The sequence below is a fragment of the Azospirillum argentinense genome, from assembly GCF_000632475.1.
Taxonomy (GTDB): domain Bacteria; phylum Pseudomonadota; class Alphaproteobacteria; order Azospirillales; family Azospirillaceae; genus Azospirillum; species Azospirillum baldaniorum.
In genome coordinates this window covers 189,613-203,542 of record NZ_CP007796.1, presented here as the reverse complement: position 1 = coordinate 203,542, position 13,930 = coordinate 189,613, and the positions used below count along the sequence as shown (strand labels likewise).

The following is a 13,930-nucleotide window of genomic DNA, read 5'->3' as shown; positions in this document are numbered from 1 at the left end:
GGGCAAGCGGTGCCTCAGGTGGCGCGCGGCTCGACGATCATGCGGCCGCCCATCTCCATGTGCAGGGCGTGGCAGAACCACTGGCAATAGTACCAATGCACGCCCGGACGCTCGGCGATGAAGGTGACCGAGCTGGTCTGCTGCGGCCCGATCTCCATGGCGATGCCGTGGTTCGACAGGGTGAAGCCGTGGGTCAGATCGTCCACATCGTCCATGTTGGAGATGTAGAGCGTCACCTCGTCACCCTGCTTGACCGTGAACTCCTCAAGCCCGTAGGCCGGAGCGCGCTGCCACATGTAGACGCGGACCTTGTTGCCCTCGCGGATCACCTTGGCGTCGTCGTCCAGGTTGACGCCGTCCTTCTTGGCCTGCTGGCGGGCCTCCTCCCACATCGGGTCGTCGCGGGTGAAGATGCTCTTCGGGTTCAGCTTGGAGCGGTGGACGATCAGCGTGTCGTGCGGCTCGGCGTAGGTCGGGCCGTCGTGCACCAGCTTCATCTCGTCGCCCGAGATGTCGATGAGCTGGTCGTTCTCCGGCTTGCTCGGACCGACGTTGAGGAAGCGGTCCTTGGAGAACTTGTTCAGCACCATCAGCCACTTGCCGTCGGCGTCCTTGGTCTGGCCCATCGAGGAATGGGTGTGGCCCGGCTGGTAGTGCACGTCCAGCTTCTGGATGATCGGATCGACCTTCTCGCCCTTGTAGGCGCGCTTGGCCTTGTCGATGTTCCACTTCACGATCTGGCTGTCGAGGAACAGCGTGGTGTAGCCGTTGCCGCGCCCGTCATAGGCGGTGTGCAGAGGCCCGAGCCCCAGCTGCGGCTCTGCCACGATGACGTCCCGCGGCTTGATCTTGTCCTCGAACAGGTCGTCGAGCAGGCGGACGTCCATCACCGACACCGTCGGCGACAGCTTGCCGTTGATGGTGACGTGGATGCCGTCCGGCGCCGCGTTGATGCCGTGCGGGCTGTTGGGGATCGGAACGTAGCGGGTGAAGGGCGAACCGTGACGGCCGTCCACGACCGGGACGCCGTGCATCACCTCGACCTTGCCGGCCTTCACCGCCTCTTCGATGCGCTTGATGTTGAAGATGACGATCCAGTCCTGCTCGTTCGCCGTCATCTCCGCGGTGGTCACGCCGCCTTCGGAGTTGTAGCAGGTCGAGAAGGCGTATTTGCCCTGATAGTCCGCCTCGGTGTTGTCGAGGTTGCCGTCCACCCGGACCTGCCACGACACCGTCATGCTGTCGCCGTCGATGGCCGAGAAGTGCGTCCGGTAGTTCTTCGGGTCGAGGTTCTTGCCGTCGTTCGGCATCGGCACGAGCTGCTCGGCGTTCGCGAAGACGTAGCCGGTGCGCGGGTACTTCTGCAGGCGCAGGCCATGGATCGCCGAGACGTTCGGAATGTCGATGATCTTGTCGACCTTCATGATGTCGCAGCGGATGCGGGCGACGCGGGTGTTCGCCTTGTCGTTCACGAAGATGTAGCGCCCGTCGTAGGTGCCATCGGTGAAGGACATGTGCGGGTGGTGCAGGTCGCCGTTCAGCCAGGTGCCGCCGTGGTTGGCCAGATACTTCCGGTTCTCCTCGGTCAGACCCTCGGTCAGGATCTTCCGGCTCTCGTTGGTCAGGCCCCAGCCCGAGGCGCTGCAGCGGTTGAACACCGGGATGCGGTGCAGCTCGCGCATGCTGGGCAGGCCGAGGATGCGCAGCTCGCCCGACTGTCCGCCGGAATGGAACACGTAATATTCGTCGAGATCGCCCGGCTTGACCTCGTACTTCTGGTTGCCCGACCCTGCGGCCGCGGCCGGCCCGGCGCCGAACAGCCCGGCACCGCCCGCCGCGCCGCCGGCCACCGCGCCGGCGATGCCGGCCAGCGCCGCCGCCTTGGCGGTGCCCCCGAGAAGATCGCGGCGGTTCACGCCCGTCCGCTCAACCTTGATGTTCGACGCTTTTGTGTCCGACGCTTTTGTTTCCGACATGGGTGAACTCCTTCGATGTCCCCTTACGGGGCTCTTGTTTCGACCTGGTGGGTCAAAGTCCTTCCGGCCGGGCGGACAGGTGCCCGGTGGTGGGATCGGTGGTCAGCACGGCGGCACGGGGCTTGGCCTCGGCAACCGAAGCTGTGGATTGGGTGGCGTCACGGCGCTCCCGCTTCAGGCGCTTCTGGATCATGACCGGGCATTTGCGGTCGTGGTGGTAGAGCACCTGGCAGTGGAGGCACTGGATGCATTCGTTGGGGTTGATCGAACCGTCGGGGTGGATCGCCTGGACCGGGCACTCGTTGGCGCAGCGCCGGCACGGGTTGCCGCATTCCTTGTAGCGGCGCAGCCAGTCGAACATCCGCATCCGGCCGGGGATGGCGAGCGCAGCGCCCAGCGGGCACAGATAGCGGCAGAAGAAGCGCTCGATGAACAGGCCGGCGGCGATCAGGGCCACGGCGAACAGGACGAACCACCAGTCGCGGACGAAATGCAGGATGATCGCGGTCTTGAAGGGCTCGACCTCCGCCGCCTTCTCCGCCGTCGCCAGCGAGGTCAGCGACAGGCCGAACAGCAGCAGGAAGATCATGTACTTGATCGGCCACAGCCGCTGGTGCAGCCCGAAGGGCACGGCGATCTGGCGGACGCCGAGCTTCTTGGCGGCCTTGGACGCCAGCTCCTGCAACGCGCCGAACGGGCACAGCCAGCCGCAGAAGGCGCCCCGCCCCCAGAACAGCAGCGACGCGGCGACCGAGAACCACAGGATGAACACCAGCGGGTCCATCAGGAAATAGTCCCAGCGGAAGTCGGTGCGCAGCGCGTTGGCGAAGGTCAGCACGTTGACCACCGACAGCTGCGCCGTCGCGTACCAGCCGAGCCAGACCAGCGTGAAGACGAGGAACCCGGTGCGCACCCGCTCGTAGAGGGCCGGGCGCTTCACGAGCTGGTCCTGGAAGAAGAAGATTCCGGTCAGCAGCAGGATCGCGCTCGCCAGAATAGCGACGTCGAACAGCCGGTTCTCCCAGATGCGCCGCCACAGCGGGATCTCGTCGCCGGCGTCCGCTTCCGCCAGGGCGGCGGCCATCGGAGCCACGGCGGCCGGAGCCACGGCGGCCGGAGCCACGGAGGCCGGCGCCGCGGCAGCGGCAGGGGCGGCCACCGGCTCGACCTTCAGGAACTTCTCCGGCGGCTGGTAGCCGAGGTCGAAGGTGACGAAGGCCTTGTCGAGCGCCGCGGTCGCGCGCTGGACCAGCAGCTGCAGGCGCCAGGGGTCGGCGGGGTTGAAGCCGACCTCTTCGGGGATGACGAACAGGCCGATCTCGGGGAAATTCGGCGCGCCCGCCGCAGCCAGGGAGCCCAGGCGCTTGTGCAGACGGTCGCGGAAGCGGATGGCGCCCTCGTGCTGGACCAGTTCGAAACGGTCGAAGATGCCGCCGCGCACATAGCCCGAGCCCTTGAAGGAATAGCGCCCCTGACCGGCCACGACGATGGCGTGCTGGCCCGGCTTCAGCCGCTGCACCAGCGCCTCGTACTCCGCATCGCCCAGCAGGGAGCGGCCGACGGCGGGAATGGTGGCGAGCGCGGCGTAGAGGTCGATGAAGCTGTCGTTCGGGTCGCCGGCCTCGGGACGGGCGGCGGCCTCGGCCTTGCCGGTGCGCTCGAAGGCGGCGTTGACCTCGCCCACCGTCAGTGTCAGGCGGCGCACCGAGCCGTCGCCGACCAGCGTGGCCCAGTCTTCGACTCCGGTCTTGGACAGGTCGAGGCTGCGGGTCACGGTCGGCGCGGCCTCCGCCGCTCCCGGCGCGCCCAGCGCCTGCAGCACCTTCTTGCCGGAACGGATGATCGAATCGCCGATCACCATCACCGTCACGGTGGCGCCGGACACGATGTCCACCGGCGGGCTGGACGCGCTCTGCGAGGCCAGGGCCAGCACGTTCTTGCCGACGTAGCCGTCGATGAAGGCGTTGACCTTGGCGGGCGGGATGCCGATCAGGACGATGGGCTCGTGATGGTCCACCAGCTTCGCCCCGGTCACCGTTCCGTCCGGCGCCAGCCCGACCATCACATGGATCGGACGGCCCGAATAGCCGGTCGTGTTCACGAAGTCGGAGGTCAGGAAGGCGTGGCCGACCAGCGCGTCGCCCTTGTAGACGGGAACCAGCGGCGCGTTCGGCAGGGGGGCGCCGAAGCGGTCCGCCCCGGCGGCGAGATCGCCCGGCTGCACCGTGCCGAGATACCGCGCCAGCAGCGCTTCGGCGGCGTCCGCCGTGCCGAGACCGGCCAGCAGGATCAGCAGCCCCACCACCAGCGCGCGTGTTCCCCGCAAGAAGTCCGCAACCATCGCCCTTGCCTTGAAGTCTTGATCTTGATCAAGGGGCCGTATGCCCCGTTGACGCACCCATGAGACCGCAGGTTCGGGCCGCTGTTCTTGACCGTCGTCAAGTCGCGGAAAAATGAAGCTGGACTATCCTCCCCACCAGGGTCCGTACGATTGCTGATCGGGCGGGACTATCGATTGCATTTTAGGCGAAGTTCACTCGCGACCGGGGGGTTTCCATGCCGTTGCTGCGCCACGAACCACAGGGTGGGGTCCGCTCGCTGGACGAGCTTCTGGGCATCGCGCTGGCGCTGGAGCAGGAGGCGGTGCGCCGCTACACCCAGTTGGCGGCCCTGATGGACCGCCGCGGCGAGACCGACACCGCCACCACCTTCCGCGCCCTCATCGCGGAGGAGCAGGACCATGTCCAAGCGGTGGACGGCTGGGCGCACCGCCTCGGCCGCCCCGCCCCCGACGCCCCGGCCTTTCTCTGGCGCCTGCCGCCGGAGCTTGCCGCCTCCTGGGAGGAGTTGACCGAGCGCACGCGGCTGACACCCTATCAGGCGCTGTCGCTGGCGGTGGTCAACGAGCAGCGCGCCTTCGCCTTCTACAGCTACATCGCCGCCAGCGCCCCGGACGAGCCGATCCGCACCCACGCCGAGGCGCTGGCCCGCGAGGAACTCCGCCACGCCGCCCTGCTCCGCCGCGAGCGCCGCAAGGCCTACCGCCGCGAACGGGGCCGGGCGGAGCACAAGCCGACCCGCGCGGACACGCCCGCGGAACTGGAACGGCTGGCCGTCGCCCTGCTGTCCGCCACCGCCGCCGAGCACGGCGCGCTGGCGGCGCGCCTGCTGGCCCTGGGCGACGGGGACGGTGCCGCGCTGCTGACCCGCATCGCCGAAGAGGAGCGGTCGCTGATCCCGTCCGGCTCCGACGCAACGGCGTCGCAGGCCACCCTTCCCGACACCGCAGCCGCCGGACTGCGCGCGGCGGTCGCCGCCTCCGAACGGCTCGCCGAAGCCTTCGGCGACGTGGCGGCCCAGGCGACCGACGAGCTGGTCCTGACCGAATCTCTGCGTTTTCAGGAAGCCGTGGTCGGACACCTCGCGCTGCTGGCGGAGCGGATCGACACCGCGGGCTAGGAGCCCGCCCGAGGGCGATCGGCGCGGCGCCCCCCCGTCCCCGGCAGACGGTGCAGCAGCTCCCCGACGATGCCGCGACGGAAGAGCAGCACGCAGACCACGAAGATCGCGCCGATCACCACCGGCACCGGCAGGCTGGTCGAGGCGAGGTAGCTTTCCAGCGTCACCACCAGCGCCGCCCCCACCACCGGGCCGAGCAGCGTGCCCATGCCGCCGAGCAGGGTCATCAGCACCACCTCGCCGGACATCTGCCACGTCACGTCGGTCAGCGAGGCGAGCTGGAAGACCAGCGCCTTGGTGCCGCCGGCCAGCCCGGCCAGCGCCGCCGACAGCACGAAGGCCAGCAGCTTGTAGCGCTCGGTGCGGTAGCCCAGCGACACGGCGCGCGGCTCGTTCTCGCGGATCGCCTTCAGCACCTGACCGAAGGGCGAGTGGACCGTGCGCCAGATCAGGGCGAAGCCGCCGAGGAAGATCGCCAGCACGGTGTAGTACATGGTCAGCGGCTGGCTGAGGTCGAACAGCCCGAACAGATGCCCGCGCGGCACCGCCTGGATGCCGTCCTCGCCATGGGTGAAGGGCAGTTGCAGGGCCAGGAAAAAGATCATCTGGCTCAGCGCCAGGGTGATCATGGCGAAGTAGATGCCCTGCCGGCGGATGGCGAGCAGGCCGAAGACCAGCCCCATCGCTCCGGCCGCCGCGGTGGCGGCGAGCAGCCCGGCCTCGGGCGCCCAGCCCCATTCCTTGACCACATGGGCGGCGACGTAGGCCGCTCCGCCGAAGAAGGCGGCATGGCCGAAGCTCAGCAGCCCGGCGAAGCCGATCAGCAGGTTGAAGGCGCAGGCGAACAGCGCGAAGCACAGCACCTTCATCAGGAAGACCGGGTACAGGGCGTAGGGCGCCAGGACCGCCAGAAGCAGCAGCGCCCCGGTCAGCAGGAGCTTCGGCGAGCCGCCGCGCATGGCGAGCCCTTCGTGCAGCGTGTCCCTGGTTTGCAGGCTCATGGCTTATCTCTCCCGCCCGAACAGGCCGGCGGGCTTGACCATCAGCACCACAGCCATGATGACGAAGACGACGATGTTGGAGGCCTCCGGGTAGAAGACCTTGGTCAGGCCTTCCAGCAAACCCAGCCCCAGGCCGGTGACGATGGCGCCGAGGATCGAGCCCATCCCGCCGATCACCACCACCGCGAAGACGACGATGATCAGGTTCGACCCCATCATCGGCGAGACCTGATAGATCGGTGCAGCCAGCACCCCGGCCAGACCGGCCAGCGCCACCCCGAAGCCGTAGGTCAGCGACACCATCACCGGCACGTTGATGCCGAAGGCCTGGACCAGGGTCGGGTTCTCGGTGGCCGCCCGCAGATAGGCGCCCAGCTTGGTCCGCTCGATGGCGAACCACGTGCCAAGGCAGACCAGCAGCGAGGCCGCCACCACCCAGCCGCGGTAGGTCGGCAGATACATGAAGCCGAGGTTGGTCCCGCCCTTCAACAGGTCCGGAATCGGGTAGGGCTGGCCCGACACGCCGTAGTGATGGCGGAAGGCGCCCTCGAAGATCAGGGCGAGGCCGAAGGTCAGCAGCAGGCCGTATAGAGATGATCGACCTTGTAGAGCCGGCGCAGCAGCGTGCGCTCCAGCGCCAGCCCGACCAGCCCGACCACCAGCGGCGCCAGAACCAGCGCCCCCCAGTAGCCGACACCGGCGTAGGTCAGCAGCAGCCACGCCACGAAGGCGCCGACCATGTAGAGGGCGCCGTGCGCCATGTTGACGACGTTGAGCATGCCGAAGATCACGGCCAGCCCGAGGCTGAGCAGCGCGTAGAAGGAGCCGTTGATCAGGCCGAGCAGAAGCTGGCCGAACAGGGCCTGCGGCGGAATGCCGAGCAGTTGGGACATCGGGCGTTCTTCTCCCGCTCACACGCCGAGATAGGTGTGGAGCTTGTCCATGTTGGCGTGGAGCTGGTCGTTGGGGATCATGTCCACCACATGCCCTTCCTCCATCACGTAGTGGCGGTCGGCGATGGTGGCGGCGAAGCGGAAATTCTGCTCGACCAGCAGGATGGTGAAGCCGCGCTGCTTCAGCGCCCGCACCGCCACGCCGATCTGCTCGATGATGACGGGGGCGAGGCCCTCGGTCGGCTCGTCGAGCAGGATCAGGCCGGCACCGGTGCGCAGGATGCGGCCGATCGCCAGCATCTGCTGCTCGCCGCCCGACAGGCGCGTGCCTTGCGTCGCGCCGCGGCCCTTCAGGTTGGGGAACAGCGCGTGGATCTGCGGGACGGTCATCCCGCCCTCCTTCACCACCGGCGGCAGCGCCAGATTCTCGTCCACGCTGAGCGAGGAGAAGATGCCGCGCTCCTCCGGCACATAGCCGATGCCGAGGCGGGGAATCTTGTGCGGCGCCATGCCGATCAGCTCGTGGCCCTGGAAGCGGATGGAGCCGGTGCGCTTGCCCATGATCCCCATGATGGCGCGCATGGTGGAGGTCTTGCCGGCGCCGTTGCGGCCGAGCAGCGTCACCACCTCGCCCTGGCGCACGTCGATGTTGACGCCGTGCAGCACATGGCTTTCGCCGTAGAAGCCGTGCAGGTCGGCGATGTCGAGCATCGCCGTTCCGGTCCGGGCAGCCGTCGTGCGCATCCCGTCAGGCATGTCCGGTCCCCATATAGGCCTCCATGACCTGCGGGTTCCGCGAGACGGCCTCGTACGGCCCCTCCGCCAGGATTTCGCCGCGGCGGAGCACGGTGATGGTGTCCGACAGGTGGGCGACGACCGACAGGTTGTGCTCCACCATCAGAATGGTGCGGTCGGCGGAGACGCGCTTGATCAGCGCGGCGGTGCCCTCGATGTCCTCGTGGCCCATGCCGGCCAGCGGCTCGTCGAGCAGCATCACCTCCGGGTCGAGCGCCAGCGTGGTGGCGATCTCCAGCGCGCGCTTGCGGCCGTAGGGCAGCTCGGCGGCCAGATGGTCGGCCCACGGGGTGAGGTTCACCGCCTCGATCAGCTCCAGCGCACGGCCCCGCAGGTCGCGCAGCGTCTCCTCGGACTTCCAGAAATGGAAGCTGGTGCCAAGCGGGCGCTGCAACGCGACACGGACGTTCTCCAGCACGCTGAGGTGCGGGAAGACCGCGGAAATCTGGAACGACCGCACCATGCCGAGCAGCGCCACGTCGGCGGGCTTCATGGCGGTGATGTCGCGTCCCTTGTAAAGAATTTGGCCGCGCGTCGGCGTCAGGAACTTGGTCAGCAGGTTGAAGACCGTGCTCTTGCCGGCGCCGTTCGGGCCGATCAGCGCGTGGATGGTGCCGCGGCGGACCTGGAGATTCACCTCCTTCACCGCGACGAAGCCCTTGAACTCCATCGTCAGGCCACGCGCTTCCAGGATGATGTCGCCGGTGTGCCCGGTCATGTGGCCGGCGGCCGTGTGTCCGGTGGTCGTGTGTCCGGTGGTCATGTCTGTCCTTTCCCGGTGATGAGCCGGCCTCGCGCCGCTCGCGCAAGGGGCGCGACGCCGCCGGTGCCGCGTCGCCGAAGCGCCGCGTTCCGACGGCGTGTTTCGCCTTACATCTTCTTGACGAGCGGGCAGTCGCTTTCCGACAGCGGCCGGAAGGCGCGGTCGGCGGGAACGCTGCGGACCAGCTTGTAATAATCCCACGGCGCCTTGGACTCCGCGGGGGTCTTCACCTGGAACAGATGCATGTCGCGCAGCACCCGGCCGTCCTCGCGCACCGAGCCGTTCTTGGTCATGAAGTCGTTCACCGGGGTCGCCTTCATCGTCTTCATGACGTCGGGGGCGGCGTCCGTCCCGGAGGCCTTGATCGCCTTCAGGTAATGGCTGACCGCGCCGTAGACGCCGGCCTGATAGAAGGTCGGCATCGCCTTGCGCTTCTCGAAGAAGCGCTTGGAGAAGGCGCGCGTCTCGTCGTCCATGTCCCAGTAGAAGGGGGTGGTCAGCATGATGTCCTGGGTCGCTTGCAGGCCCAGCGCATGGACCTCGCTGATGGCGAGCAGCAGCGCCACGATGTTCTTGCCCGACTGGCCGAGCCCGAACTCCGCCGCCTGCTTGATCGCGTTCTGGGTGTCGGCCCCGGCGGTGGCGAGCGCCACGACCTTCGCCGGCGACGCCTGCGCCTGGAGCAGGAAGGACGAGAAGTCGGCGTTGTTGGCCGGCACCCGGACGCTGCCCAGGACCTTGCCCTTCTGGCTTTCGACGACGGCGCCGGTGTCACGCTCCAACGCATGGCCGAAGGCGTAGTCGGAGGTCAGGAAGAACCAGCTGCTCAGGCCCGAGGCCACCACCGCTTCCGCCGTCACGTGGGCGAGGGCGTAGGTGTCGTAGGTCCAGTGCAGCCCGTTCGGCGTGCAGGCCTTGCCGGTCAGGTCCGAACTGGCCGGGGAGGAGAAGATGGCGACGCGGTTGGCCTCCTTGGTGATCTGCTGCACGGCCAGCGCCACCGCGGAGTTCGGCACGTCGATGATGGCATCCACCTGATCGACGTCGTACCAGCGCCGCGCCGTCGAGGCCCCGATGTCGGCCTTGTTCTGATGGTCGGCGAAGATCAGCTCGACGGGCGTGCCGTTGACGGCGCCGCCGAAATCCTCCACCGCCATCTGCGCGGCGGCGATCGAGCCCTGCCCGGTGCTGTCGGAGAGCTGGCCCGACAGGTCGGTCAGGATGCCGATCTTGATCTTGCCGTCGCTGTAGGCGGCACCCTGGGCGTGGGCCGGTTCGGAATAGGTCTGGGCGAGCAGGCAGGCGGCGATGGCCGCCGTCACGGCGTAGCGCTTCACGATATCCTCCCAATGAATCCTTGGACCCGAGATTTTCTTATGATGGTCAGCCGGCGTTCCGCGACGCGGCCGCGTGCTGGGCCGCAAGCCGGCCGAACACGGCGCCGCGCAGGACCGAGGTCGAGCCGGTGTAGACTTGGTGGTAGAGGCCGACCGTCTCGCCCGCCGCGTACAGCCCCGGCATCGGCTGGCCGTTGCCGTCGAGAACGCGGGCGTCCACGTCCACCTTCAGCCCGCCGAAGGTGAAGCAGTTGGCCGAGACGATGGGGAAGGCGCGGAACGGTCCCTTGACCAGCGGGCGCGCCCAGTTGGTCTTGGCCGGGGTCAGCCCGGTCGTCGCCAGACCGTCCACCCGCGTCGGGTCGAAACCGGCGGCGTCGGCCGGGCAGGCGGCGTTGTAGGCGGCGACCGTCGCCTTGGTGGCCTCGGCCGGCAGGCCGAGCTTGTCAATCAGGGCGTCGAGCGTCGGCGCCTCGATGGCCGGCACGTCGCTGCGGATGCTGGTGCGCCAGCGCGGGATGTCCTCCACCTGATCGTCGAACAGGACGTAGGCGAGCCCGTCCGGCTGGTCGGCGACGACGCGGGTGATGTGGTCGTAGGTGGCGTCGGCGGTGCCCGGCGCCTCGTCGAGGAAACGCTCGCCGCGCTTGTTGACCAGCACGCCGTAGGGCCAGATGAAGATCACCGCCTCGGGCTGGCGGGACCGCGGATCGACCGGCTCGGCGTGGTAGGAGCCGAAATCGCCGGCCGGCGCCGCCCCGGCGTCGAGCGCCATGCGGATGCCCTCGCCGCGGTTGTAGTAGCCGCCGCGCGCCACCGGCCGCACATGCTTGGCGCGCGCCCCCATGTAGCGGGTCATCATCTCCGTGTTGCCCTGGTAGCCGCCCGAGGCCAGGACCGTCGAACGGCCGCGGATGGCGACGCGCAGGCCGTCCGGCCCGGTGGCGTGGACGCCGCCGATGCGGCCCTGCCCGTCGCGCAGCAGGTCGAGCGCGGTGGTGCGGTAGAGCACGCGGGCACCCAGCGCCTTCGCCTCGGCCATCAGCCGCTCGATCAGGGCGAGGCCGCCGCCCTGGGCGGCGATGCGCTGGGTGTTCTGGGTCAGCAGATAGATCGGCTGCGGCTCGAAGCGCAGGCCGAACTCCTTGAGCCAGCCGATGGTCGTCGGCACCCGCTCGGCGAAGCGGGCGATCACCTCTGGATCGGGGAAGGGATGGGCCTTCACGTAATCGGGCCAGTATTCGTAGGGCTCGGCGGCGGCGGCCAGCACGTTGGGGTCGATGTTCAGCCCGGCGTTGGCGGCGAAATGCTCCTCGAAATCGTCGGCGATCTCGGAGTCGTTCTTCATCCGCATGTAGGCTTCGGTCCAGCGCGAGTTGCCGCCGAAATCCTCCTCCGGCGCCCGCTCCAGCAGCGTGACCGACAGCCCGGCCTGCAAGGCCGTCACCGCCGCCGAAAGCCCGGCGATGCCGCAGCCGACGATCACCAGATCGCTGATATCATTGTCGCTGGGGGTGTCGCTGGGGGTGTTGTTGCCCGCCGGGCTCATCCTGGTTTCCTCCGTCATTTCATTCGTCTCCTGACCTGTCCCGCTTCATCCGGCGAGGCGTTTCTGGTTCTTGCCCGATGCGTGGCCGGTGGCGCCATTGATGGTGCCGTCGGCCACGATGACCCCGGCCTCCACCAGCCGCTCGATTACCGCCGGGTCATAGCCGGCCTCGGCCAGCACGGCGCGCGTGTCCTGGCCGACGCGGGGCGGATCGCAGCGGATCGCCAGATCCGCGTCCGCCACATGGATCGGCAGCCGCGGCAGCGCGGTCCGCACCCCGTTGGGCAGGGTGGTCGGCATCAGTCCGCCGGTCGCCCGCAGATGCGGGTCGTCGAACAGGTCCTCCGGCCGGGCGATCGGGGCGAAGGGGATGCGGGCGCGCTCGCACACCGACACCGCCTCCTCCATCGACAGGCCGCCGAACAGCGCCGTCAGCAGCGGCAGCAGGCGCGGCCGGGCGGCGATGCGGTCGTTGTTGGTGCGGAACTGCGGATCGTCGCGCAGGTCCGGCCGGTCGATGGTGGCGCAGAAGCGCTCCCAATGGCTGTCGGTGGTGATCCCGACGAAGATCGGCCGCCCGTCGGCGGTGTGGAAGGTCTCGTAGACCGCCCAGGCCGACACGCGTTCCGGCATCGGCGGGATCGGCGCGTCCGACTGGGCGGCGTAGCAGAGATGCTGCCCCATCAGGAACACCGTGGTCTCGAACAGGGCGGATTCGACGGTCTGCCCCCGGCCGGTCCGCTCCCGCTCGCGCAGCGCCACCAGGATGGCGATGACCGCGAACATGCCGCCGGTGATGTCCACCACCGAGGTGCCGGCGCGCAGCGGCCGGCCGCTCGGCCCGGTCATGTAGGCGAGCCCGGTCATCATCTGCACCACCTCGTCGAGGGCGAGGCGCCCGGCGTAGGGGCCGTCGAGGAAGCCCTTCAGGCTGGCGTAGATCAGGCGCGGGTTGACGGCGGCCAGCGTCTCGGCGCCCAGCCCCAGCCGGTCCATCGTGCCGGGGGCGAAATTCTCCACCAGCACGTCGGTCTCGGCGACAAGGCGGCGGGCGATCTCGCGCCCCTCCGGCGATTTCAGATCGACGGCGAGCGAACGCTTGTTGCGGTTGAAATAGCCGAAATAGCCGGTGCCGAAACCCTTCAGATGGCGGGTGGGCTCGCCGTTGGGCACCGGTTCGATCTTCACCACGTCGGCGCCGAGGTCGGCGAGGATCATGGCGCAGGACGGCCCCATCACCGTGTGGCCGAAGTCGAGGACCTTGACGCCGGCCAGGGGCAGCGGATTGTCGGCGGACGGGCCGGTCATGCGCCGCCTCCCGGCACCGGGCGCGGAGCGGCGCCGTCGTAGCGGTAGGGGATGGACGGCGGCATCGGCCCCTTGATCCGGCCGCCCTGCTGCGACTGCTCCCAGGCGTGCGCCAGGATGCCGACCGAGCGCGACAGCACGAACAGCCCGCGCCCGAGACCGGGCGGGAAGCCGAGTTCGGCGAACACCACGGCGGTGGCGCCGTCGATGTTCATCGGCACCCGCTTGCCCTTGCGGGCGGCCAGCGCGTCCTCGACGGCGCGGCCGATGGCGGCGACCTCCCCGGTCACGGCCTCCTCGCCCCTCGCCTCCTCCACCAGGGCCAGCAGGCGGCCGGCGCGCGGATCGACGGGGTGGAAGCGGTGGCCGAAGCCGGGAATGTGCTCGCGCCGCTCCAGCCGCGCGGCGATCTCGGCGTCCGCCGCCGCGGCCAGGATGGCGCCTTCCGCCATGCGGGCGGCGATGGCTGCGTACAGCTCCATGCATTGCTGGCCGGCGCCGCCATGGACGTCGCCCAGCGCGTTGATGCCGGAGGCCATGGCGTTGTTCAGCCCGACGCCGCAGGTGGCGGCCATGCGGGCCGTGGCGATGGACGGCGCCTGCGGCCCGTGGTCCACCGCCGCGACCAGCGCGGCCCCCAGCAGCCGGCCCTGCGCCGGCGTCGGCAGGTCGCCGCGCAGCATCAGCCAGACCATGTCGGGAAAGCCGATCGTGCCGATCAGCTCCTCGATGGCGTAGCCGCGCACCCGGATCGAACCTGGATGGATGTCGATGATCGACGTCCGCCACCAGCCGGCGGCGGTATCGATGGTCGCTTCGGACATGGGAATGCTCCCGGGGCAAGGCCCC

At 69.0% G+C, this 13,930-nt stretch carries 10 protein-coding genes and 1 pseudogene; 1 reads left to right on the top strand and 10 read right to left on the bottom strand.

From position 1 onward, the window contains the following. Positions 1-14: 14 nt before the first annotated feature. Together nosZ and ABAZ39_RS27155 are read right to left on the bottom strand one after the other, a co-directional pair. Positions 15-1,976: a TAT-dependent nitrous-oxide reductase gene (gene nosZ, locus ABAZ39_RS27160; RefSeq protein ID WP_040137441.1), complete on the bottom strand. Its 1,962-nt coding sequence runs from the start codon at positions 1,974-1,976 to the stop codon at positions 15-17. Positions 1,977-2,028: 52 nt separating this feature from the next. Next, on the bottom strand, positions 2,029-4,317 hold the full coding sequence (locus tag ABAZ39_RS27155) for a NosR/NirI family protein (RefSeq protein WP_040137440.1): 2,289 nt from the start codon (positions 4,315-4,317) through the stop codon (positions 2,029-2,031). A gap of 215 nt (positions 4,318-4,532) precedes the next feature. Here ABAZ39_RS27155 and ABAZ39_RS33485 point away from each other — a divergent pair, with 215 nt between their 5' ends. Further along, positions 4,533-5,435 (top strand): ferritin-like domain-containing protein, encoded by a 903-nt coding sequence (locus ABAZ39_RS33485; protein WP_051658620.1) that lies wholly within the window; start codon positions 4,533-4,535, stop codon positions 5,433-5,435. On the opposite strand, the gene ABAZ39_RS27145 is transcribed toward ABAZ39_RS33485, so the two are convergent. The 8 genes and pseudogenes from ABAZ39_RS27145 to ABAZ39_RS27110 all read right to left on the bottom strand — a co-directional run bounded on the left by ABAZ39_RS27145 (position 5,432) and on the right by ABAZ39_RS27110 (position 13,905). Then, entirely contained in the window at positions 5,432-6,394 is a 963-nt protein-coding gene (locus ABAZ39_RS27145) for a branched-chain amino acid ABC transporter permease (RefSeq protein ID WP_063922748.1), read from the bottom strand. The genes ABAZ39_RS33485 and ABAZ39_RS27145 overlap by 4 nt on opposite strands. Before the next feature lie 45 nt (positions 6,395-6,439). Beyond that, positions 6,440-7,329 (bottom strand): annotated as a pseudogene (locus tag ABAZ39_RS27140) (branched-chain amino acid ABC transporter permease). Positions 7,330-7,347: 18 nt separating this feature from the next. Then, positions 7,348-8,073, bottom strand: coding sequence for an ABC transporter ATP-binding protein (locus ABAZ39_RS27135; protein WP_247881787.1), 726 nt, complete (start codon positions 8,071-8,073; stop codon positions 7,348-7,350). Positions 8,074-8,077: 4 nt separating this feature from the next. Beyond that, positions 8,078-8,842, bottom strand: a complete 765-nt coding sequence (locus tag ABAZ39_RS27130) for an ABC transporter ATP-binding protein (RefSeq protein ID WP_040137746.1) — start codon at positions 8,840-8,842, stop codon at positions 8,078-8,080. Positions 8,843-8,994: 152 nt separating this feature from the next. Then, a complete protein-coding gene (locus tag ABAZ39_RS27125) occupies positions 8,995-10,224 on the bottom strand; it encodes an ABC transporter substrate-binding protein (protein ID WP_040137438.1) in 1,230 nt (409 codons plus the stop codon). A 46-nt stretch (positions 10,225-10,270) separates the two neighbouring features. Continuing rightward, positions 10,271-11,791 (bottom strand): FAD-dependent oxidoreductase, encoded by a 1,521-nt coding sequence (locus ABAZ39_RS27120; RefSeq protein ID WP_372684176.1) that lies wholly within the window; start codon positions 11,789-11,791, stop codon positions 10,271-10,273. 27 nt (positions 11,792-11,818) lie between these two features. Continuing rightward, positions 11,819-13,081, bottom strand: a complete 1,263-nt coding sequence (locus tag ABAZ39_RS27115; protein WP_051658618.1) for a CaiB/BaiF CoA transferase family protein — start codon at positions 13,079-13,081, stop codon at positions 11,819-11,821. Then, complete coding sequence (locus ABAZ39_RS27110) at positions 13,078-13,905, bottom strand: citryl-CoA lyase (protein WP_040137437.1); 828 nt, start codon at positions 13,903-13,905, stop codon at positions 13,078-13,080. Before ABAZ39_RS27110 ends, ABAZ39_RS27115 begins: the two co-directional genes overlap by 4 nt. Between the last annotated feature and the right edge of the window lie 25 nt (positions 13,906-13,930).

Coding starts and splice junctions, on each gene's coding strand:
- ABAZ39_RS27120 (WP_372684176.1), bottom strand. CDS start 11,791: ATGACGGAGGAAACCAGGATGAGCCCGGCGGGCAACAACACCCCCAGC.
- ABAZ39_RS27135 (WP_247881787.1), bottom strand. CDS start 8,073: ATGCGCACGACGGCTGCCCGGACCGGAACGGCGATGCTCGACATCGCC.
- ABAZ39_RS27155 (WP_040137440.1), bottom strand. CDS start 4,317: ATGGTTGCGGACTTCTTGCGGGGAACACGCGCGCTGGTGGTGGGGCTG.
- ABAZ39_RS27115 (WP_051658618.1), bottom strand. CDS start 13,081: ATGACCGGCCCGTCCGCCGACAATCCGCTGCCCCTGGCCGGCGTCAAG.
- ABAZ39_RS33485 (WP_051658620.1), top strand. CDS start 4,533: ATGCCGTTGCTGCGCCACGAACCACAGGGTGGGGTCCGCTCGCTGGAC.
- ABAZ39_RS27145 (WP_063922748.1), bottom strand. CDS start 6,394: ATGCGCGGCGGCTCGCCGAAGCTCCTGCTGACCGGGGCGCTGCTGCTT.
- ABAZ39_RS27110 (WP_040137437.1), bottom strand. CDS start 13,905: ATGTCCGAAGCGACCATCGATACCGCCGCCGGCTGGTGGCGGACGTCG.
- ABAZ39_RS27130 (WP_040137746.1), bottom strand. CDS start 8,842: ATGACCGGGCACACCGGCGACATCATCCTGGAAGCGCGTGGCCTGACG.
- nosZ (WP_040137441.1), bottom strand. CDS start 1,976: ATGTCGGAAACAAAAGCGTCGGACACAAAAGCGTCGAACATCAAGGTT.